This window comes from Pseudomonas imperatae (assembly GCF_057128625.1).
This window is the reverse complement of record NZ_JBSKHP010000033.1, coordinates 1-21,325: the sequence shown is the minus strand read 5'-3', so window position 1 is coordinate 21,325 and position 21,325 is coordinate 1. Positions and strand designations below refer to the sequence as shown.

Annotated in this window: 20 protein-coding genes; 13 read left to right on the top strand and 7 right to left on the bottom strand. The window is 64.3% G+C overall.

The features are described 5' to 3' along the window. The first annotated feature begins 64 nt into the window (after nucleotides 1-64). Nucleotides 65-937 carry an undecaprenyl-diphosphate phosphatase gene (locus tag ACWKWX_RS28790; protein WP_483829527.1) on the top strand — a complete coding sequence of 291 codons (873 nt, stop codon included), beginning with the start codon at nucleotides 65-67 and terminating at the stop codon, nucleotides 935-937. A gap of 56 nt (nucleotides 938-993) precedes the next feature. Here the strand turns inward: ACWKWX_RS28790 and ACWKWX_RS28785 are convergent, their stop codons facing one another. The 4 genes from ACWKWX_RS28785 to ACWKWX_RS28770 are packed head-to-tail and all read right to left on the bottom strand — an operon-like array spanning nucleotide 994 to nucleotide 5,191. Next, entirely contained in the window at nucleotides 994-2,106 is a 1,113-nt protein-coding gene (locus tag ACWKWX_RS28785; RefSeq protein ID WP_483829526.1) for an acetoin dehydrogenase dihydrolipoyllysine-residue acetyltransferase subunit, read from the bottom strand. After that, nucleotides 2,106-3,122 carry an alpha-ketoacid dehydrogenase subunit beta gene (locus tag ACWKWX_RS28780; RefSeq protein WP_416425555.1) on the bottom strand — a complete coding sequence of 339 codons (1,017 nt, stop codon included), beginning with the start codon at nucleotides 3,120-3,122 and terminating at the stop codon, nucleotides 2,106-2,108. The genes ACWKWX_RS28785 and ACWKWX_RS28780 overlap by 1 nt, the downstream gene beginning before the upstream one ends. A gap of 20 nt (nucleotides 3,123-3,142) precedes the next feature. Continuing rightward, complete coding sequence (locus ACWKWX_RS28775) at nucleotides 3,143-4,120, bottom strand: thiamine pyrophosphate-dependent dehydrogenase E1 component subunit alpha (protein WP_416425556.1); 978 nt, start codon at nucleotides 4,118-4,120, stop codon at nucleotides 3,143-3,145. Nucleotides 4,121-4,123: 3 nt separating this feature from the next. Beyond that, nucleotides 4,124-5,191, bottom strand: a complete 1,068-nt coding sequence (locus ACWKWX_RS28770; RefSeq protein WP_483829525.1) for an ATP-NAD kinase family protein — start codon at nucleotides 5,189-5,191, stop codon at nucleotides 4,124-4,126. Nucleotides 5,192-5,472: 281 nt separating this feature from the next. Between ACWKWX_RS28770 and ACWKWX_RS28765 the strand changes: the two genes are divergently transcribed. The 7 genes from ACWKWX_RS28765 to ACWKWX_RS28735 all read left to right on the top strand — a co-directional run bounded on the left by ACWKWX_RS28765 (nucleotide 5,473) and on the right by ACWKWX_RS28735 (nucleotide 14,337). Continuing rightward, nucleotides 5,473-7,347, top strand: a complete 1,875-nt coding sequence (locus ACWKWX_RS28765; RefSeq protein ID WP_483829524.1) for a sigma-54-dependent Fis family transcriptional regulator — start codon at nucleotides 5,473-5,475, stop codon at nucleotides 7,345-7,347. A 367-nt stretch (nucleotides 7,348-7,714) separates the two neighbouring features. Next, nucleotides 7,715-8,122, top strand: a complete 408-nt coding sequence (locus tag ACWKWX_RS28760) for an ExbD/TolR family protein (RefSeq protein WP_416425559.1) — start codon at nucleotides 7,715-7,717, stop codon at nucleotides 8,120-8,122. Between the two features lie 3 nt (nucleotides 8,123-8,125). Beyond that, nucleotides 8,126-8,863 (top strand): energy transducer TonB family protein, encoded by a 738-nt coding sequence (locus ACWKWX_RS28755; RefSeq protein WP_483829523.1) that lies wholly within the window; start codon nucleotides 8,126-8,128, stop codon nucleotides 8,861-8,863. Between the two features lie 41 nt (nucleotides 8,864-8,904). Further along, nucleotides 8,905-11,136: a TonB-dependent receptor family protein gene (locus ACWKWX_RS28750; protein ID WP_416425561.1), complete on the top strand. Its 2,232-nt coding sequence runs from the start codon at nucleotides 8,905-8,907 to the stop codon at nucleotides 11,134-11,136. A gap of 51 nt (nucleotides 11,137-11,187) precedes the next feature. Next, nucleotides 11,188-11,835 (top strand): MotA/TolQ/ExbB proton channel family protein, encoded by a 648-nt coding sequence (locus tag ACWKWX_RS28745; protein WP_483829522.1) that lies wholly within the window; start codon nucleotides 11,188-11,190, stop codon nucleotides 11,833-11,835. 18 nt (nucleotides 11,836-11,853) lie between these two features. Further along, nucleotides 11,854-13,554, top strand: coding sequence for a bifunctional metallophosphatase/5'-nucleotidase (locus ACWKWX_RS28740; RefSeq protein WP_416425563.1), 1,701 nt, complete (start codon nucleotides 11,854-11,856; stop codon nucleotides 13,552-13,554). Nucleotides 13,555-13,716: 162 nt separating this feature from the next. Then, nucleotides 13,717-14,337 carry a TetR/AcrR family transcriptional regulator gene (locus ACWKWX_RS28735; protein WP_416425564.1) on the top strand — a complete coding sequence of 207 codons (621 nt, stop codon included), beginning with the start codon at nucleotides 13,717-13,719 and terminating at the stop codon, nucleotides 14,335-14,337. A gap of 82 nt (nucleotides 14,338-14,419) precedes the next feature. Here the strand turns inward: ACWKWX_RS28735 and ACWKWX_RS28730 are convergent, their stop codons facing one another. Further along, entirely contained in the window at nucleotides 14,420-15,550 is a 1,131-nt protein-coding gene (locus tag ACWKWX_RS28730) for an SMP-30/gluconolactonase/LRE family protein (RefSeq protein ID WP_483829521.1), read from the bottom strand. A 204-nt stretch (nucleotides 15,551-15,754) separates the two neighbouring features. Between ACWKWX_RS28730 and ACWKWX_RS28725 the strand changes: the two genes are divergently transcribed. The 5 genes from ACWKWX_RS28725 (at nucleotide 15,755) to ACWKWX_RS28705 (ending at nucleotide 19,255) form a co-directional block, all read left to right on the top strand. Continuing rightward, nucleotides 15,755-17,281: a nucleobase:cation symporter-2 family protein gene (locus tag ACWKWX_RS28725; protein ID WP_483829554.1), complete on the top strand. Its 1,527-nt coding sequence runs from the start codon at nucleotides 15,755-15,757 to the stop codon at nucleotides 17,279-17,281. A gap of 159 nt (nucleotides 17,282-17,440) precedes the next feature. Beyond that, nucleotides 17,441-17,872, top strand: a complete 432-nt coding sequence (locus ACWKWX_RS28720) for a hypothetical protein (RefSeq protein ID WP_483829520.1) — start codon at nucleotides 17,441-17,443, stop codon at nucleotides 17,870-17,872. Between the two features lie 57 nt (nucleotides 17,873-17,929). Then, on the top strand, nucleotides 17,930-18,112 hold the full coding sequence (locus ACWKWX_RS28715) for a hypothetical protein (RefSeq protein WP_483829519.1): 183 nt from the start codon (nucleotides 17,930-17,932) through the stop codon (nucleotides 18,110-18,112). A gap of 584 nt (nucleotides 18,113-18,696) precedes the next feature. Continuing rightward, the gene (locus tag ACWKWX_RS28710; RefSeq protein WP_483829518.1) at nucleotides 18,697-18,975 is read left to right on the top strand and encodes a DUF3077 domain-containing protein; all 279 of its coding nucleotides are present in this window, start codon (nucleotides 18,697-18,699) and stop codon (nucleotides 18,973-18,975) included. Between the two features lie 88 nt (nucleotides 18,976-19,063). Next, on the top strand, nucleotides 19,064-19,255 hold the full coding sequence (locus tag ACWKWX_RS28705; protein WP_483829517.1) for a hypothetical protein: 192 nt from the start codon (nucleotides 19,064-19,066) through the stop codon (nucleotides 19,253-19,255). A 401-nt stretch (nucleotides 19,256-19,656) separates the two neighbouring features. Here the strand turns inward: ACWKWX_RS28705 and ACWKWX_RS28700 are convergent, their stop codons facing one another. Continuing rightward, nucleotides 19,657-20,316 (bottom strand): hypothetical protein, encoded by a 660-nt coding sequence (locus ACWKWX_RS28700; RefSeq protein ID WP_483829516.1) that lies wholly within the window; start codon nucleotides 20,314-20,316, stop codon nucleotides 19,657-19,659. 141 nt (nucleotides 20,317-20,457) lie between these two features. Further along, nucleotides 20,458-20,856, bottom strand: a complete 399-nt coding sequence (locus ACWKWX_RS28695; RefSeq protein WP_483829515.1) for a hypothetical protein — start codon at nucleotides 20,854-20,856, stop codon at nucleotides 20,458-20,460. Between the last annotated feature and the right edge of the window lie 469 nt (nucleotides 20,857-21,325).

Here is a 21,325-nt window from a genome sequence, read left to right as displayed (position 1 = left end):
TTACGCGTCACACTTCCCAGCTACGCTCTTTGCTCAAGACTCACTTTTCTGCAAGGACCTCGCCTTGGCAACTCTATGTTCCAGCGGCCTCGACACCGGCTTCGCTTCACTCGACTACCTGCAAATCGGCATTCTGGGCGTGATCCAGGGCATTTCCGAACTGCTGCCCATCTCCTCCACCGCGCACATGCGCATCGTCCCCGCCCTGCTGGGCTGGCCCGACCCCGGCTCGGCGTTCTCGGCGGCCATGCAGCTGGCGGCCCTGGCAGCCGTGGTCAGCTACTTCTGGCGTGACGTGCAGCAGGTGGTCAGCGGCAGCATTGGCGCGGTGCGCCGGGACGACTACGACGACCCGTGGTTCAAGCTGGCGGTGGCGATCATCCTGGCGACCATCCCCATCGTGATTTTCGGCGTGGCGCTGTCGCCGCTGCTCAACACCTGCAACTCGCCGCTGCGTGGGCTGATGGTGATTGGCGTGTCGTGCCTGGTGATGGCGGTGCTGCTGGCCGGCGCCGAATTGAGCTGCCGGCACCGCCGCGACATGGACCAGATGCGCCTGCGCGACGCCCTGATCGTTGGCCTGGCCCAGGTGGGCGCGTTAATTCCGGGGGTTTCGCGCTCGGGCTCGACCTTGACTGCGGCCTTGTTTCTCAACTTCAAGCGTGAGGAAGCTGCGCGCTTTTCGTTCCTGCTGGGCCTGCCGGCCATTGCCCTGGCGGGGTTGAAGGAATTGTGGGTGCTGCTGCATGCGGGCATTGGCACCGAAGCCTGGGGGCACCTGGTGTTCGGGCTGGTGATTGCCAGCATCTCGGCGTTCTTTGCCATCTGGGGGTTGATGAAGTTCCTGGAGCGCTTCAGCACCTGGCCGTTCATCATCTACCGGGCGGTGTTGGGGGTGTTCCTGATTGTGGCGGTGAGCAGCGGCCTGCTGGCCTGAGTTCGCGCGCGGCCCCGGCCTCGCGGCCGGTGCTACAGGGCACCGGCCGCGCGGGCTCATGAACGCCCGACAAACCCCTCGATCAAGCGGTTGACCTGCTCGGCCGCCTCCATCTGCACCATGTGCCCCTGCCCTGGCAACACCTCTACCTGCGCCTTCAGGCCCTCGGCGTGGGCCGCCGGGATGATCGCGTCGTCACTGCCCCAGATCACCAGCGCCGGCACCTCGCCCTCCTGCAGCACCGCACGCAAGTCATGGCCCTGGCGGCCGCCGGCGAACAGCTGGCCGAGCAGGCTGCGCAAGGCTGCCTCCACGCCTTCCAGGCGCTTGTACTTGAGCATGTCTTCAAGCATCTGCCGGTTCACCAGTTCGGCGTTGGCGAACAGTTGCACCAGCTGCGGCTTGAGGGCATTGCGGTTGCTGGCGTCGACGAAGCCTTGCAGGTAGCTGCCGTTGATTTCGGCGCCCAGCCCGGCGCTGCCGATCAGCGCCAGCGAGCGCACCCGTTGGGGCGCCAGGCGCGCGGTATTCAGGGCCACGGCGCCGCCCATGGAGTGGCCCACCAGGTGCGCGGCCGGGATGGCCAGGTGGTCGAGCAAGGCCAGCAGCGCCGCGCTCAACTCGTCCAGGCCGCCACCGGCCAGTTGCTTGCCGGACTCGCCGTGGCCCGGCAGGTCCAGGGCTATCACCCGGCGCCCCGCCGCCAGCGCCTCGTGGTTGAACAGCCAGTTGTTGAGGTCGCCGCCAAAGCCGTGCACCAGCACCAGCGGCACGCCGCCCTCGCCGCGCTCGAAATAGCGAATTATTCGGCCATCGAGCTCGACCTTCCGCGGCGCCGGGCCGCTGTCTTCGTCGCCGCCGGCGCCGGGCACGAAGCTGGCCTGGAACTGTGCGATCACCGCGTCGATCTCGGCGTCGCTGGCCTCGCCGTCGACGACGATGGCCAGCAGCGCGCCCACGGCCAGGGTTTCGTCCTGGCGGGCGATGCAGCGGCGCAGCACGCCGGCGAACGGCGCCTCGACGCTGCTGGAGATCTTGTCGGTCTCCACGTCCAGCACCTCGTCGCCCTTGCTGATCGGCTGGCCCTCCTCCTTGAGCCAGGCGTCCACCCGGCCCTCGGTCATCGACAGGCCCCACTTGGGCATGGTCAGGGTATGGATCTGGGTCATCAACGCTTGCTCCACTCGATCAGCTTGAGCACGGCGGTCTCGATCTTCGCCGCGTCGGGAATGTACAGGTCTTCCAGGGCATCGGAGAACGGCACGGGGGTGTGCGGCGCGGTGACCATTTCAATCGGTGCCTTCAGCGCGCCGAAAGCTTGCTGCGCCACCAGCGCGGCGATGTCGGTGGCCACCGAGCAGCGCGGGTTGGCCTCGTCGATCACCACCAGCCGTCCGGTCTTTGCCACGCTTTCGAGAATGCTGTCCTCGTCCAGCGGGCTGGTGGTGCGCAGGTCGAGCACCTCGCAGTCGATGCCGCGCCCGGCCAGGCTGCGCGCCGCGTCCAGCGCGGTGTTCACCGTGCGGCCGTAGGACACCAGGGTGACGTCCTTGCCGTCGCGCAGGAAATTGGCCTCGCCGAAGGGGATGGTGTACAGCTCTTCGGGCACGTCGCCCTGCAGGCTGTAGAGCAACTTGTGCTCGCAGAAGATCACCGGGTCGTTGTCGCGGATCGCCTGTATCAGCAGGCCCTTGGCCTCGTAGGGCGACGAGGGGCACACCACTTTCAGGCCGGGGATGTGGGTCCACAGCGAGGTGAGCATCTGCGAGTGCTGGGCCGCCGCGCGCAGGCCGGCGCCGACCATGGTGCGGATCACCAGCGGCGTGCTGGCCTTGCCGCCGAACATGTAGCGGAACTTGGCGGCCTGGTTCAGCAGCTGGTCCAGGCAGCAGCCGGCGAAGTCGACGAACATCAATTCGCACACCGGGCGCACGCCGCAGGTCGCCGCACCGACCGCCGCGCCGACGTAGCCGATTTCCGACAGCGGCGTGTCCAGCACCCGACCGGGGAACTGGTCGTACAGGCCCTTGGTAACGCCGAGCACGCCGCCCCAGGCGTCGTTGGCACCCGGCGCACCGGCGCCGCCGGCGACGTCTTCGCCCATGATGAACACGCTGGGGTCGCGGCGCATTTCCTGGGCCAGGGCTTCGTTGATGGCCTGCTGGTAACTGATTTTTCTCGCCATGATGGTGATCTCTCTTGTTCTTAGGGGTAGGCGACGTAGACGTCGGTCAACAGGTCGGCGGCGGTTGGCTTGGGATCGGCCTTGGCCTTGCGCACGGCGTTGTCGATCAGTTGGTCGACCTCGCGGTCGATCTGCTCCAACTGGCTGGCCTGCAACTGGCCGGCGCGGGTGGTGCGCTCGCGGAACTGCATCAGGCAGTCGCTGCGTTCACGGAAGTTTTTCACCTCGTCGGGCGCGCGATAGGTCTGGGCGTCGCCCTCGAAATGACCGTAGTAGCGGGTCAGCTTGACCTCGATCAGCGACGGCCCTTCGCCGGCGCGGGCACGCTCGATGGCGGCGCCGGCGGCTTCGTGCACGGCGAAGAAATCGAAGCCGTCGACGGTGACGCCGGGCATGCCGAAGCCGGCAGCGCGGTCGGCGATGTGGTCGCAGGCCACCGACCAGTTCGACGCGGTGGCCTCGGCGTAGCCGTTGTTCTCGGCGACGAAAATGCACGGCAGGTTCCACACCGAGGCCATGTTCATGGCCTCGAACACCGCGCCTTCGTTGGAGCCGCCGTCGCCGAAGAAGGCCACGCCGACGCCGTCGGTGCCCTTGAGCTTGGCCGCCAGGGCCGCGCCCACGGCCAAGGGGGCGCCAGCACCGACGATGCCGTTGGCGCCGAGCATGCCTTTCTCCATGTCGGCGATGTGCATGGAGCCGCCCTTGCCCTGGCACACCCCGGTCTTCTTGCCGTAGATCTCGGCCATCATGCCGTACACCTCCACGCCCTTGGCGATGCAGTGACCGTGGCCGCGGTGGGTGGAGGCGATGAAGTCGGTGTCGCCCAGGTGGGCCATGACGCCAGCAGCAGAGGCTTCTTCGCCGGCGTACAGGTGCACGAAGCCGGGGATTTCGCCGGTGGCGAACTCCACGTGCAGGCGTTCTTCGAACACGCGGATGGTGCGCATCACCCGGTAGGCGTGCAGCAGTTGGTCAGCGCTCAGCGGTGTCGACATTTTTTATTCTCCAAGGGTGTCTGGGTGCGTGAGGTTCAGCGGGTGGCTGCGGTCGATGGCCAGCAGGCGCTGCCGCGCCGCGCAGGCCAGGACCGCGGGGACGTCGATGCTCAGCGGGCCGCCGGCATCGAGGGTGACCGTGGGCCGGTCGTGGGCGTTGAATTCGATTTCGCGTTCGCCGTCCAGGGCCAGGGTGCCGCTGGCCAGGCACAGCGGCTGCGGCACCCCGGGTTGCAGGTAGCCGGCCTCCAGCACCCCGCAGCCCTGCAGCAGGCCGGGGGCCAGGGGCGCCAGCAGCGTCTCGGCCGCCTGCGCGCCCAGGCGCATCCAGGCGCCGTGGGCGGCCTGGCGGCTGACCGGCAGCCACAGCCCGCACAGCGCCGAAAGGCCAATGGCCTGGGGCTCGGCGAAGGTGACGAAGACCTCGGCAAGGTCTTCGGCGCGGCTGATGGCGCGGGCACCGATGAACGGCAGGCCCGACACGGCCACGTCCACCAGTGCGGTCTCGCACAGGCCGCGCGCCGGTTCGCGCACCAGCAGGCGCTTGTTGCGCCGCAAAGCCACGGCGGCTGGCACCCGACCGCTGGCGAACAGGCCACCCGCCAGGCCGGCGCTGGTGGCTTCGCGCAGTTCGGGGAAGGCGTTGTTGGTGCCAGTGGACAGCGCCAGCAGCGGGATGTCGCCGACCTCGGCGGCCACCGCCTTGTGGGTGCCGTCGCCGCCCAGCACGGCGACCAACGCGACTTCGCGCCCGGCCATCCAGCGCGCGGCCTGGCGGGTGTCGTCGACGCTCTGGCGCAGGGGCCGGTCGAGGAACTCCAGGGTCGGCCAGTGGCCTTCACGGGCCTGGCGGCCGTGGCTATTTTTCTGCACGGCGGCGGCGATGCCGGTCATGTCGGTGGGCATCAGCACCCGCTCGATGCCGGTGGCCCCGAAGGCGGCCAGCAGGCGCTGGATCACCGAGACCTTGTCGGTGCTGGAGAACAGCCCGGCGTTGGCCGTCAGGCGGCGCACGTCGCGGCCCGAGGCAGGGTTGGCGATGATGCCTACGGTCAGGGGCCGACGGCTCATGGGTGACCTCGTTGTTATTGTGGTTTGCCAAGGCCAGAGCAAGGCCGGTGCCAGGTGTCGGCTGCATGGCTGAAATGCCCGTTCCAGGGCCTCTGCGCCTGCTTGGCAAGCTACTATTCAACGGCCCGTTTGAGACGCGCGGTCGCAACCTGCACGGTGCCCCGGGGAGACGCTGAGACGTGGCGTCTCACCGCCTGCGCCGGCGGCCTGCCCCTTGTCGACGCCTGCGGATAGGGGCTTAATGCCCAAACAACTACAAGAAGCTCTACCCGGAGGCCCTGATGCTTTCCGCACATTCGAAGGCGCACGTGGAGTGCGTCAGCCGCGTGCTCAAGCACGCCGCGCACCTGCCGCAGCTGCCCGTGCCCGACCTGATCCTGGACTCGTGGCGGCGTTCGATGGACCAGCACCATCTGGACCCCGGCTCCCTGCAGGGGCCGCGCATCCTGTCGCACAACGTGCTGCGCGAATGCCGCGAGCGCGCCGAGCTGTTCCTGCGCATCGCCAGCGAAGAAGTGGCGCGCCTGCATGGCCGGGTGCGCGACGCCGACTATTGCGTGCTGCTGACCGACGCCCAGGGCCAGACCATCGACTACCGGGTGGAAAGCGCCATCCGCAACGACTGCCGCAAGGCCGGGCTGTACCTGGGCACCTGCTGGTCGGAGGGCGAGGAAGGCACCTGCGGGGTGGCCGCCGTGCTCACCAGCGGCGCGCCGGTGACGGTGCACAAGCGCGACCATTTTCGCGCCGCCTTCATCGGCCTGACCTGCTCCGCCGCCCCGGTGTTCGACCCACAAGGCCAACTGCTGGGGGTGCTGGACGTGTCGGCCGTGCGCTCTCCCGACGAGCGCCGTTCCCAGCACCTGATCCGGCAGATGGTGGTGCAGAGCGCCCGCGAGATCGAACAGGCATTTTTCATGAACAGCGCCCAGGGCTACTGGGTGCTGCGCGCCCACCGCAGCCCCGGCTACGTCGACAGCCAGCCCGACTACCTGTTCGCCTGGGACGACGACGGTTGCCTGCAGGCGCTGAACCCGGCGGCCCGTCACTACCTGTTGCAACGCCACGGCGAGGTGCCGGGGCACATCAGCCAGGTGTTCGACCAGGACCTGCTGCACGGCGCCCGCGACCAGGCGCTGTGCCAGCTGCATGACCTGCACGGCCGCCTCAGCGGTCCGCGCCGCGCCGCCACGCCTGCCCGCCGCCCTGCCCTGGCGCCCGCCGAACTGGACCCGCGCATCGAGGAAAGCCTGCGCTTGGCCGTGCGGGTGAAGGACCGCAACCTGCCGGTGCTGATCCAGGGCGAGACCGGCTCGGGCAAGGAGGTGTTCGCCCGCCAGTTGCACCAGGCCAGCCAGCGCCGGGCGCGGCCGTTCGTGGCGCTGAACTGCGCGGCCATTCCGGAAAGCCTGATCGAGAGCGAGCTGTTCGGCTACAGCGCCGGCGCCTTCACCGGCGCCTCCAGCAAGGGCATGCAGGGCCTGCTGCAACAGGCCGACGGCGGCACGCTGTTCCTCGACGAGATCGGCGACATGCCCCTGGCCCTGCAAACGCGCCTGTTGCGGGTGCTGGCCGAAGGCGAAGTGGCGCCCCTGGGCGCGGCGCGGCGCCAGGCCGTGGACATCCAGGTAATTTGTGCCAGCCACCGCGACCTGGAGGCCATGGTGGCAGCCGGCGCGTTCCGCGAGGACCTGTATTTCCGCCTCGGTGGCGCGCGCTTCCAGCTGCCACCGCTGCGCGAGCGCAGCGACCGGCTGACGCTGATCAACCGCCTGCTCAAGGAAGAGGCCGCAGGCGGCGACGCCCCGCTGCAGCTCAGCGACGCAGCGCTGGAACTGCTGCTGGGCTACCGCTGGCCGGGCAACGTGCGCCAGCTGCGGCATGTGCTGCGCTACGCCTGCGCGGTGTGCGACGGCGCGGTGATCCAGCTGGCGCATTTGCCCGACGGCCTGCAAGGCGACGCCAGGGCTGCCGCGCCGGACGAGCCCGCCGGCTGCCCGGAACGCCAGGCCCTGCTCGACGCTCTGGTGCGCCACCGCTGGAAGCCGGCCCCCGCGGCCCAGGCCCTCGGCATCTCCCGCGCCACCCTGTACCGCAGGGTGCACCAGCACGGCATCGAAATGCCCGGCAGAAGCCCAGCAACACCGCCCCCGTAGCAGCGGCCACAGGCCGCGTCCCGCCCCCGCAGTACATCAGGCACCCAACGAAGCAGAAACGGTTCACCCATCCTGACACCCGCGACCAACTTCCCAGCAACCCCGCCAAAAAGCGCACCATCGTCCCATAAAACCACAATAAACGCCGATCAAGCAGCCAATGCACAACAGTCTGCATCCATCGTGTTTTCAAAATATTTCGTGAAAAAATCGTTCACGCTGCAATGAAACTTAAACATCCCCTCCCTATCTTGCATCCTGCCGCTGGCGTCAGGTTCTAAACAACCCCTGCCCAGACGCCGCGCCACCACAGAACCTGAGCGACTGCCCAGGTTTCAAAGGACCACTGTGAAAAGGGTGTAGAGCCATGCGTACCTGGGAAGAACCAAAGAAAAAACGCCTGCACATCGAAATCGTGCCGATGATCGACGTGATGATGTTCCTGCTGGTGTTCTTCGTGCTGATCAGCCTCAACGTGATCCCGGCGCTGGGCATCAAGACCCAGCTGCCCGGCGCCAGCCACGCCCAGCAACTCAAGCCGCAGAACAAGGCGATCATCACCCTGGGCCTGGACCAGCGCCTGCAACTGGACGGCAAGGACATCGGCGAAGAGGCCCTGGTCAGCCAGCTCAAGCCACTGCAGCAGTCCAGCGACAAGCTGGTGATCATCCTCAACAGCGACCAGGGCGTGGAAGTGGCCCGGCTGGTGGCGGTGATGGACCTGCTGAAAAGCAACGGCTTCGCCTCCGTGTCCATCGCTACCCGGAAGCACTGAGCCATGTGGATGCTATTCAAGTCGCGCAAGGCCCTGGCCTGCCTGCCAGCCCTGTGCCTGCTGGCGGCGGCGATCCACAGCGCGTTGCACAGCGAGCTGAAGATCACCCCCAAGTATGACGACAGCACCGTGGAGGTGGCGCTGGTTGAACCCGAGGCGCCGCCACCGCCACCCGAGCCCGTGGCGCAGGCCGAGCCGCCACCACCGCCGGAGGAAGAAGCGCCCGAGGCCATCGAACAGGCGCCACCGCCCAAGCCCAAGCCGCCGGTGGTGAAACCGCAGCCACCCAAGCCTCGTCCGCAGGTGGCCAAGGTGGCGCCGGCGAAACCGGCGCCGGCAACGCCTACCCCGCCCACCCCCGCCGCAGCGCCTGCGCCGGTGGCCCCGGTGGTCGCCGCCCGGCCCGCCTCGCCACCGCCGCCGCCCAACCCTGCGGACGCGGAGAACCGCTACATCGCCCGGCTGCTGGCCGAGCTGGAAAAGTACAAGCAATACCCCACCGGCCGCGAAGCGTCGCTGCAGCGCCCCCAGGGCAATGTGGTGGTGTGGCTGGAGGTGGACCGCAGCGGCAAGGTGCTGGACTCGGGCATCGAGAAACGCGCCACCAACATGCTGCTCAACCGCGCCGCGCAAACCAGCCTGCGCCGCCTGGAACAGGTGGTGCCGTTCCCGGACACGGCGTTCTCGGGCAAGGACAAATACCGCTTCAGCGCAACGCTTGTTTACAACCTGGACAACTAAAAAAACCTCGACTGCAACACTGACCTCCTTAGGGGAACACCTTGAAACTCAATCAGTTATTCATGACGCTACTGGCCGTGGGGGCTGGCGGCTGGACGCTCGCCGCCCTGGCGGACGACTCGATGAACATTGGTGACGTGACCGTGACCGGGCAAAGCCTGGGTGGCGGCCACATGGTGCAGGAGGACAGCGCCAAGGCGCGTTCCACCGTGACCAAGGAAGCCATGGACCAGATGTCCAGCACCGCCAACGCCCTGGACAAGCTCAAGTACACCCCCGGCATCAACGTTTCCAGCACTGACGCCACGGGCCTGGTGGGGACCAGCCTGACCATGCGCGGGATGAACGCCGACCAGATCGGTATCTCCGCCGACGGCATCCCGATCAACGACTCGGGCAGCTACGCCATCTACCCCAACCTGCTGGGCGACCCGGAAAACATCGGCGAAGTGTTCGCCACCCAGGGTTCATCCGAGGCCGATGGCCCGCACATCGGCTCCAGCGGCGGCAACATTGGCCTGGTGACCCTGCGCCCGGAGAAAGACTTCGGCGTGTTCGTCAAGCAGTCGGTGGGCACCAACAACCTGCGCAAGAGTTTTGCGCGGCTCAACACCGGCGACCTCAACGGCTTCCGCACCTGGGTGTCGGCCTCGCACACCGAGGGTGACAAGTGGCGCGGCGGTGGCGGCGTGCGCGCAGACAAGGTGGAATGGAACACCCTGTTCGACGACGGCAGCGGCAACTCCACCAACCTGATCGTCAAGTACAACCGCCAGGAAGGCTACAACTACAACACCCTGAGCAAGGCCCAGTTCGAGGCCGACCCACGGGCCGACTACCCGACCTCGCCGGTGTACAAGAACGGCAAGCTGTCGAGCTACTACAAACTCAACCGCAACAACTTCGAGAACTTCAACGCCTCGCTGACCCAACGCTTCCAGCTGCGCGACAACCTCTCGCTGTCGGTGGCGCCGTATTACTCCTGGGGCGCGGGCGGCAGTTTCTCGGGCAGCGCCTCGACCCTGTCGAGCACCTCGTCCACCGCCGGCAACTACAACCTCGCGGGCCTGGCCTCCAACACCTACTACCGGCCGTCGTGGACCGAGACCTGGCGCTCGGGCGTGACCAGCAAGCTCAAGTGGGACATCAACGACGAGCACAGCGTCGACTTCGGCTACTGGTACGAACTGGCCCGCCAACGCCAGACCCAGCCGTTCATCAGCATCAATGCCGACGGCACGCCGTCCAGCGTGTGGGCTGACTACAACGGCGCCAACCAGGTGACCGACAACAACGGCGTCACCGTGCAGGGCCGCCACTACTACACCGAAACCCCGGCGCAGAAGCTGTGGGCCCAGGACACCTGGTCGCTGGCGCCGGACTGGACCGTGACCGGCGGCCTGGCCTACCAGTACGTGGAGCGCAAGGGCAACCTGATGGCCAGCCTCACCGACGTGCCGGAAAAACGTGACCGCACCTACCACGAGTTCCTGCCCAACTTCAGCCTTCGCTACCAGATCAACGATCGCAACCAGGCGTTCTACAACATCACCCGCAACATGCGCACGCCGCCCAACTACGTGCTCTACGACACCGCCGACTCCATGTACCTGGCCCCCGAGCTGAGCTGGAACCAGGAGCTGGGCTGGCGCTACACCACCAAGGACACCGCCCTGAGCGCCACCTTGTTCCACATCGCCTACAAGGACCGCGAGGTGTCCACCACCAACGCCGACGGCGAATACGAGATGCTCAACGTCGGCACCGTGGTCAACCAGGGCCTGGAGCTGGAGTGGAGCGGCCTGCTGCCGCACAACTTCAACTACTACACCTCGTACACCTACACCGACTCAACCCAGAAGGACGACGTGACGTACAAGGGCGTCGACCTGCCCACCACCGGCAAGCAGCTGGCGAACGTGCCGAAGAACATGTTCAACGCCAGCATCGGCTACGACGACAAGCACTACTACGGCAACGTCGCCGGCAAGTACGTAGGCAGCTACTACGGCGACCTGACCGACGACCAGAAGATCAGCGGCCGCACCGTGTTCGACCTCAACGCCGGCGTGTACCTGCCCGTGGACAAGAAAGTGGTCAAGTCGGCCACCCTGCGCTTCTCGGTGCTGAACGTGTTCGACAAGCACTACCTGGCCTCGGCCAGCACCGTGGCCTTCAACGCCCAGGCCCACAACGGCCTGAGCGCCAGCACGCCGTACTACAACGTCGGCGAAGAGCGCACCGCCATGGTGTCCCTGGAAGTCGGCTTCTGACCCCCGCGGCCGGCGCCCGGGCGCCGGCCATTTAGATAAGGATGCGTATCGATGAACATGAACCTGCTGCACGACCTGACGTTCTATGTGATGTACGGCGCCGCCGCCCTGGCCGCCTTCGTGGTGGTGGAACGCTGCATTTTCTTCAGCTACTCCCTGGGCCGCGCGCGCAAACTGGTGCCGGCGCTGAACCCGCGCGTGCGCGCCGTCGCCGACCTGCCGGCCGAGCTGACCGGCCGCGACAGCCTGCCCTTGCAGCTGCTGGAGCAACTGTATGAAGGCCGCCGCCACCTGCATTCGCACCAGGAGCTGGAAGACCTGGGCCAGGCCATCTACATCGAACTGCGCGGCAAGCTCTCGCGCAGCCTGTGGATTCTGGAAGCGGTAGTGGCCGGCGCGCCGCTGCTGGGCCTGCTGGGGACCATCATGGGCATCATCGACACCTTCAAGGCGCTGGCCGAGGCCGGCGTGTCGGACCCGGGCGAAGTGTCGCGCGGCATCGGCACCGCGCTGTACGCCACTGCCCTGGGCATCTCCATCGCGCTGGTGGGCCTGGTGTTCAACAGCCACCTGCAGGACCGCCAGGAGCAGATCGCCGACCACCTGAAAATGCTACTGTTGCGCGCAGGCCTGGGCACCCGCTACGCGCCCAGCACCGACACCAGCGCCGCTGCCGCCACCCAGCACCGTACCGCCTGACCTGGACAAGGAGTGCCCATGCCCGCCCTACCGTTCGCCCCGCGCCGCGCCAGCCTGCTGGCCGCCGCACTGCTGCTGGGCGCCTGCACCCAGGCCGCCAGCCCGACCAAGCCGGTCACGGTCAACATCGCCGCGGTCAATGACTTCCACGGCAACCTGCTGCCCACGCCCCTGAGCTACCCCATGCCCAGCGCGCCGGGCGGCAAGGTGACGATGAAGGCCGGCGGCATCAACGCCCTCAGCGGCGTGGTTGCCCAGTTGCGCCAGCAAGACCCGCACCTGCTGCTGATTGGCGGTGGCGACATGATCGGCGGCAGCCCGCCGATTTCGTCGATGTGGGCCGACGAGCCGACCCTGGACGCCCTCAACCTGCTGGGCCTGGACCTCAGCGTGGTGGGCAACCATGAACTGGACCAGGGCAGCGCCGAGCTGCTGCGCCAGGTGCACGGCGGCTGTGACTCTCCGCGCCCGGACAAGGCCTGCCAGTTCGACAAGGCCTACCGTGGCGCGCGCTTCCCCTACATCGCCGCCAACCTGATCGACCAGGCCAGCGGCAAGCCGCTGTTCGCGCCGTATCAGATCGAGCAGGTGAACGGCGTGAAGGTCGCCTTCGTCGGCGCGGTGCTGCGCGACGTGGCCTCGGTGGTCACCGCCAAGGGCATGCAAGGCCTGGGCACCGTGGATGAAGCCGACGCCATCAACGCGCAGCTGCCGGCCCTGCACCAGCAGGGCGTGGACGCGGTGGTGGCGGTGATCCACCAGGGCGGCGAGACGTCCGAACACTTCGACCAGGCCGACTGCAGCCACCTGCAGGGCGACATCGTCGAGGTGGCCAAGCGCCTGGCCCCGGAGATCAAGGTGGTGCTGACCGCCCACACCCACCAGGGCTACCTGTGCCGGGTGGGCGACAAGCTGGTGACCCAGGGCGCCTCCTACGGCCGCCTGCTGACCTACCTGACCCTGACCATCGACCCCGACAAGCACCAGCTGCTCAATGCCAGCGCGCGCAACATCGTCGTCGACCCCAAGCGCTACACCGCCACGCCGGAAATCGCCGCGCTGGAAGCCCGCGTCGAGCAACGCAGCCAGGCGCTGCTGGGCAAACCGGTGGCGCGTATCGCCGGTAACGAGCTGACGCGTAACCTGAGCCCGGCCGGTGAATCCAGCCTGGGCGACGTGATCGCCGACGGCCAACTGGCCGCCACCCGCGGCCTTGGCGCGCAGGTGGCGTTCACCAACCCCGGCGGCATGCGCAGCGACCTGATCCTGGAGCCTGGGCAGAGCGCGCTGAACTTCGGCCAGGTGGCCAGCGCGCAGCCGTTCAACAACACCCTGAACGTGCTCACCCTCACCGGCACGCAGCTGCAGGCCCTGCTGGAACAGCAATGGCAGGACGGCGACAAGGCCTTCCGGCCGCTGCAGCCCTCCGCTACCCTGCGCTACCGCTGGGATGCCACCCGCCCCGCTGGCCAGCGCGTGGTGCCCGGCAGCCTGACCGTGGACGGCCAGCCGGTGCAGGCCAGCCAGGCCTACCGCGTCACCGTGAACTCGTTCATGGCCGAGGGCGGCGACAACTTCAGCGTGCTGGCCCACGCCGAAAAACGCCTGGACACCGGCCTCAACGACCTGGACGCGCTGATCGCCTACCTGCAAGCCCAGGACCGCGCCGGCACCCCCGCCGGTGCCGAGGCCCCGCCGCGCATCCAGCGTATCCGCTGAGTTCACCTTCCCGTAGCCGCTGCCGCCAGGCTGCGCTGGCCCTCGTGTGCACTGAGCATTTTCAGCGTACGCAATGGCCAGCGCAGCCTGCGGCAGCGGCTACGCGGCGCGGTGTATTACCCGCTAGAATAAAAAACCACCGCGTTTTCAATCAGGCAAGCGATGACCAACCCGAAAATCAAGATTCGCCAAAAAAACGTCGAGAAAATCCTCCTCGCTGCTGAAAAGGTCTTCGCGCAAAAAGGCTATGCCGGCACCGCCATGGCCGACATCGCCCAGGAAGCCGACCTGCCGCGCACCAACCTCAACTATTACTTCTCCACCAAGGAAGACCTGTACCGCGAGGTGCTGATCAACCTGCTGGGCAGCTGGCAGCAGGAAGGCGCCTGCTTCGAGCACTTCGACGACCCGCGCGTGGTGCTCACCAGCTACATCCTGGAAAAGATGACCCACTCGCGCCTGCGCCCGTACGGTTCGAAGCTGTGGACCAACGAGATGATGCACGGCGCGCCGATCTTCCGGGACAAGCTCGACGAACACCTGGCCATCGACGCCAAGCTCAAGGAAGCCAAGATTCGCCAGTGGGTCGAGGAAAAACGCATCCGCCCGGTGAGCCCCTCGGCGCTGCTGTACATGATCTGGGCGTCCACCCAGCACTACGCCGACTTCGACCACCAGGTGGCCGCGCTCAACGGCCACCAGCCGCTGTCGGATGCGCAGTTTGCCGAGGCGGTGCAGACCATTACCACGGTGATATTGCGCGGGATCGGGCTGGAGCCTTGAGCACAGGCGCTACCGTGTGGGAGCCGGCTTGCCGGCGAGCTTTTCGAGCGCAAAAACTCGCTGGCAAGCCAGCTCCCACAGGTCAGGCGTGATCAAGCGGTGACGGCTGGGCGTCGATGCGGATCTTGTACAGGTGCACCGGGTATTCCACCGTCGACGGCTTGCCGCCGGTGGTGGCCGGGGTACGGTTGATCTGCGCGGCCGGCAGGTACAGGTAGCCGTCCTGAATCCATAACGCATCCACCCACACCAGGCGCGGGTCGGCCACCACCGTGGTCACGGTCTTGTCCGGGGCGATGCGCTTGACGCTGCGGGTGTTCACGTCCGAAGCGTAGATGTTTCCCGCCGCGTCGATGGCCGTGCCCCCGGTGCTCCACGTGTCCAGCCAGTGCTCGGCATGGGCCTCGACAGTCTTGGCGGGGATTTTCGGATCATCCAGGTATTGGGTGGCGATGCGCGCCAGCGGCCCCGGAATGGCCTGGTAGTACAGGTACTGGCCGTCCGGAGAGACCTCGAGCTGGTCCAGCCCTACCCGCTTCTCCTGACCGTTGGGAATGAACAGCTTCTGGCCATCGGCATACATCGGCAGATGGTCGACGGACCAGGCGTGGCCCTCCAGTAGCGTACGCGCCTTGCCGCTGTCCAGGTCCAGCACCACCAGGCGCTCGGCACCGGGGTCGGTCAGGTAGGCCAAGCGCGAGCGGAAGCGCACGTCATCGAAATAGCTGTTGTCCTTCTGGATGGCGCTGTCGAAGCTGTACACCTTGTCAACCTGGTTGGTGGCAAGGTCGATGCGCACCAGCTTGCCGGCGCCCGGCACCGCATGGGCGCCGGTGTTGATGCCGGTGTTGCCGGCGTCCACGGCCCACAGCTTGCCATCGGGCCCCACGCGCAGGGCGTTGACGTGGAGAAAATGCTTGCCCGGCTCGGCCGCGTTCCAGCGGTTCCACTGGGCATCGGGGAAAGGCTGTAGTTGGCCGTCCTTGCCGATCTCGGCCAACGACATGCCAGGGCCTTCGGACTGGGTCAGCGACACAAAGGTGCGGCCATCGGCGGTCACCGCCGCGCCGTTCCAGATATGCGGCGAGGTCGCCACCTCGATCAGGCGGCTGTCCTGCTGGGTGGGCAGCGTGGGTGGCAGCGCGTCGGCGGCAGTCGCCAACCACGGGCAGGTCAGGGCGAGGGCAAATAGCAGGGGCTTGCTGAAGGGCATGGGCATTTCTCCGGCTTATTGTTTGTCCTGAGTATTGCCGCCGGTGATAGTTCGAATCCATTTGCGAATTTTCACGCATCGATGCCTGCAAGGAATGAATCGTGCCAGCCATCGACCGACCCAAATATTGTATACAATTTTATGGACACAATGACGAAACATTGAATACAGTATAAAAACAACAAAAACCAGGGAACCACCATGATGATCGAGTCCCCGCCTGCCGCTGTGCGTCCTGAAGATGAGAACCTCGGCCCGTTCGCCAACGCGGCGTATGGCCTGCAACACGTGTTGACCATGTATGGCGGCATCGTTGCCGTGCCGTTGATCATCGGCCAGGCCGCCGGCCTGTCGCCGGCGGAGATCGGCCTGCTGGTGGCCGCCTCGCTGTTCGCCGGCGGCCTGGCCACGCTGCTGCAAACCCTGGGCATCCCCTTCTTCGGCTGCCAGCTGCCGCTGGTGCAGGGCGTGTCGTTCTCCGGCGTGGCCACCATGGTGGCCATCGTTGGCAGCCAGGAAGGCGGTGGCGTGGCCTCGATTCTCGGCGCGGTGATGGCGGCCTCCTTGATCGGCCTGCTGATCACCCCGGTGTTCTCGCGCATCACCCGCTTCTTCCCGCCACTGGTCACCGGTATCGTCATCACCACCATCGGCCTGACCCTGATGCCGGTGGCGGCGCGCTGGGCCATGGGCGGCAACAGCCGCGCGGAAAACTTCGGCAGCATGGCCAACATCGGCCTCGCCGCCATGACCCTGGTGCTGGTGCTGTGCCTGAGCAAGGTCGGCAGCGCCACCATCTCGCGCCTGTCGATACTGCTGGCCATGGTCATCGGCACGGTGATCGCCAGCCTGCTGGGCATGGCGGACTTTTCCGACGTCAGCCAGGGCCCGATCTTCGGCCTGCCCAGCCCTTTCCACTTCGGCCTGCCGACCTTTCACCTGGCGGCGATCATCTCCATGTGCATCGTCATCATGGTGACCCTGGTGGAAACCTCCGCCGACATCCTCGCCGTGGGCGAAATCATCAACACCAAGGTCGACGCCAAGCGCCTGGGCAACGGCCTGCGCGCCGACATGCTGTCCAGCCTGCTGGCACCGATCTTCGGCTCGTTCACCCAAAGCGCCTTCGCCCAGAACGTCGGCCTGGTGGCCGTCACCGGGGTTAAAAGCCGCTACGTCGTGGCCACCGGCGGTGTATTCCTGGTGATCCTCGGCCTACTGCCCATCATGGGCCGGATCATCGCCGCCGTGCCCACCTCGGTGCTCGGCGGCGCCGGCATCGTGCTGTTCGGCACCGTGGCCGCCAGCGGCATCCGCACCCTGTCGAAGGTCAACTACCGCAACAACATGAACCTGATCATCGTCGCCACCTCCATCGGCTTCGGCATGATCCCCATCGCCGCGCCCAACTTCTACGACCACTTCCCCACCTGGTTCGCCACCATCTTCCACTCCGGCATCAGCTCGTCGGCGATCATGGCCATCGTCCTCAACCTGACGTACAACCACTTCACCGCAGGCAACTCCGACCAGCAATCGGTGTTCGTCGCCGGCACCGAGCGCAGCCTGCAGTACCGCGACGTCGCCGCCCTGCGCGACGGCGACTACTTCAGCGGCGGCAAGCTGTACGACGCCGAGCACAACGAAATCCCGCTGCTGGGCGACGCCTCCACCCACCACGCCGCGGCACCCCATCACGGCAGCGTGTCCGCCGTGTCGGAACATTCCTGAGCCTTGTAGGAAGCGTCCGTCGGACGCTTCTGATTCTCTCCCGACACCTTGTAGCCGGCTTCCACCGCGCCTAACCTGCCCTCTCCCAGCGGCCCTCCAGCCTTGATGAAGCCGGCTCATCACGGCTGGAACTGCATTGATTCATCAACGGAGCAGGACATGAAATTCACACGGGTAGCGGCCATCGCAGTGATCGCCGCGTCGGTTACCTTGGGCGGGTGCGCCAGCATCTTCGGTGACAGCGAATCAAAGGTCGGCGTGTACGCCGTACCGCAAACCACCACCTTCAGCATCAAGGACAGCGCCAACCGCGTCGTGCAAACAGGTACCACACCCTCCCAGGTGCTACTGAAATCCAGCCGCGGCTACTTCCAGAAAGAAACCTACACCGTGGTGTTCCACCGCGAGGGGCAGGCGGATGACGTGCATGTGTTGACCCCCTCGGTGAGTGGCTGGTATTGGGGGAACCTGTTGTTGGGCGGGTTGATCGGGATGCTGATTGTCGATCCGCTGACAGGGGCGATGTATACGTTGCCGGAGGATGTGACGGCGCGGCCGTTGGTGATGGTGGATCAGGTGGAGGCGGCGTGAATGCATTGCAGGCGAGACAGTGATCCCGACGGCAGAATTCCAGCCCTTGAAAGCGGCATGACTGAGGTGAAGGTGTCGCTGGGAAAAATCGAAGTTCGCCTGGACCATATCGAGCAAAACATGGTGACCAGGGGGCAACTGTCGATCTACGCCATGGTGGCAACGCTGGCGGTGTTTGGCGGTGGGTGGTGGATCATCCAACAGTATCTGGCGCCGATTCTCAAGGCGTTGCCCAAGTGATCCGCGCCGTGCCTGCGTGTACGCACATCCAGCATGGACAAAAGATCACTACCATCTCGGATCGTGACGTAGTAATTTGGATCCGACGCTTTTCCTAGTCCGTTTTGCGTCACTGAGCCCCGGGCACTTGTGTTTCGGGGCTTTTTTGTGGGTAACGAAAACCCGACCGCACCGCCGATGCTTCTGACGCGAGTTCACCGAGCAGGTGGATTCATCATTGATTCAAAGCAGTTTATCGACCGCGCTGTCCAGAGCCAATCGGCTAATTCCTGGCACCTTCCAAACAGAAAATCGTGTCGTTTTGCAACATGCTGTAGGACTCCAGGTAGGACGATTCTGATTTGCTCGGGTAAGGTTGTAGCCCCTTGGCTGCGGGAATACCCTCCTCCAGTCGCTGCAAAACAGCGACCGGGTTTGGTAGCCCGGCTACAAGATCGCTCACGCCTCCCTACGGTGGCTGTGCGCAGTGCACACTCGTGTGCGCCGGTTTGTCTTCTTGTCCGGTCTACCAAACTGCGTACAGCCGCCTCCAGTCGTTTGGTAGCGACAGTGGGCCAATTCCGCCCCCTACAAGAGATCCTGCAATGACTGCTGAAGTCCTTCCAGACCTACCCACCACCGCTGAAACCCCGTTTGGGACAACTGACGAGAGCAACATACCTTTTTACACCGTTCGCGCGGGCATTCCCTTTGAGGATGCCTTGGTGCAAATTGCGGTGTTGCTCAAGTGCGCCGGGGAATCTTCGTATGAACTGTGTGATGGTGGTACTCCCCAGAGTGGCCTCGTGTGGTCGACGATTCACCACATTGAAGCTGCGCAGGCGCTGACTGATGCGCTGATCAAGCGGGTGTCGGTGAGGTAGAGGAAACGGAGCCCGGAGTGATTGGCCGGGCTTCTGCCTACAGGGGAGCTTGGGTTGAATGCCGTAAACCTGCTGGGATGAATCAACGTTGACAGACAATGAACGACTTTCACGCCTGGAAAGCACGCTTGAAAATATTGAAAAGACGATGATTAGCAAGGCGGATTTGGCGAAGCTGAAAACCGATATCGCCAAAGGCTTCTTCGCGCAAATCAAATGGATCATCAGTACAGCAGCAGTCGTGGCAATCACCGCCTTTACTGCAGCTAAATACCTGTAGCAGCGGCCGCAAGGCCGCGTCGGCGGTGCGCTATGGGGCGCAGTCCCGAACGGTTGCCATGGGGATAAGCACCCAGCTAGCTTATTAACCGGCAGAAAGCGCTTATCTTCCGATTCTGCCCGCGAAATCTGCCTCGTGATTACGACCTGGATAGGGCTCAATAGGCGCCAGTGTTCCTGCAGATTGCGTGAATTGGTCAAACTACTGAAGGACCATTTCCCTCGTCGCAGAGCTGGCTGTTACGCGGCCGTTGCTAAGAATTACATGTTTTGCCCAGCTGCGCCTTGGTAAGGACGTATAGGATCGCCAGGAGGTGGGCCGCCCCACGTACATTCAATCCATCATATCGCCGAGATAGACGTTAGCATTTAGACCATTTGCATTACTCGTCCAAAACCTTACTACCCAGAAATAAGCTTTGGCCTTAGATAATCCTCGATAACCACCACCGCAGAATTAAATTCTTTACGATAGTCGTCACCCAGCTCGTCCAGCGCATCATACATAACATCCCTTCGACCATCTACAATATCAGAATAAGCTCGTCGATAGTCATCATCAAAATCTGGATCCGTGGCTATCAAGTAGCTTTCAACATAAGAATAGAATTCATGCTGGAGAGAAAATAGGGGTTTAAACAAAGCAGTCAGCTGCTTGCCCCATACTGCCTCGCTATCCAGCAGCGTCCCATGGATGGGCTCTCGAGCTTCAGCAATTCGATTAAATCTTTTCTGATAACCTTTCCGCTTACCAAAATGACTTCGCCTAGAAAAATCCAGCCCTTTGGCTTCGTCCTCCGTCAGTTCAGTTTCAAAACCAAACATAACCGGTGAACGAGCTCGCTCAATGGCTTCACGATATCTAAAAAGCTCAATCAATGCTTTACGCGCCAACTCGTGATCTGAGCTTCCTTTTAGCTGTCGCTTCCAAGTTTTCATGCCTTGACGCCCAAAGTAATAGGCAATGGTAACGGCGGCAGCGCTAACCATAGTCCCTACCATGGAAAAAACATCTTTTGTTAAAGCCCAGTTCGCGTCAGATACTGCCAAACATATGGACATCCCCACCCACCACTCTCAAAACTAGTTAACCAAATACATCCCGAAACCCACGAACAATTACACATGGATGTCAGCTAAGATCTCACCCCATCGTCCCACATATAGAAACTTCGACTAGGCATCGGTAATGGCGACTGCCACCTATCCTCGCAACCATCCGTAGAGAATATCACCATATCCCCAAAGCGCCGTACCTACGATGCTGAGGCCAAAAATCGAAGTCTCGGCGAATTTAAAACGCCCCCGGAATTCCATCAATATTGGAATTCGCGTAGCGTCTCCCCAAAACCCAGGCGTGTGCAGCCGCCCACTGGTGAAAACCACCATTGCTGCCGCTATGAATGAAAAAAGCGTGGTAACAGCCCCACTCCGTTGTACCCATATTGGGCGTGCCTCACCTTGCGGCAGCCATGCGCCGAACGCTGCATAACCAGGAGCTAATATTGCTGCAGCTATCAACAACAACACAATGCAATAACAAACCCAGGTTGTAAATCTAAAACGCTCTGGCGTCTCTGACGCCCCGAATACTTTGAACATACCAACTCCATGCAGCGAACGTTTTGTGAACGAACTATAAATATTACCTCCACAGCAATCGATCTATCCTCCGACCTCGGCGAATGGTCCACCGATACCTAGGATGCTAGAGTCTGCGTGCTCTGAGCGACCAACCTGGCCCCAACCCGTGAAGTTGCGCATTGCCAATCACTCCAGCATCAATCAACTATGCCCGGGCTTACATCAAGTGCGATGAGAGCTAGTGCCGAGCCACGACCTGCGGCTGGCATCGCCCTCCTGCCAGTCCGCGAAGAGGCTTCGAGCAACCCGCAGCACGATTATTGTAGGTACACCGTCTAAGCGTAGTGTCGGGCCTCTAAATCCGGACAGAAGGCGGTGTGGTGGAGAACCTGCCTTTCACAGACAGGCTCATGTAGTGGTCTAATGAAACCGGACACCCATTTAGGCGAGAATGCTCGCCACAGAGAGGTGTCTGATGACCAAGCAA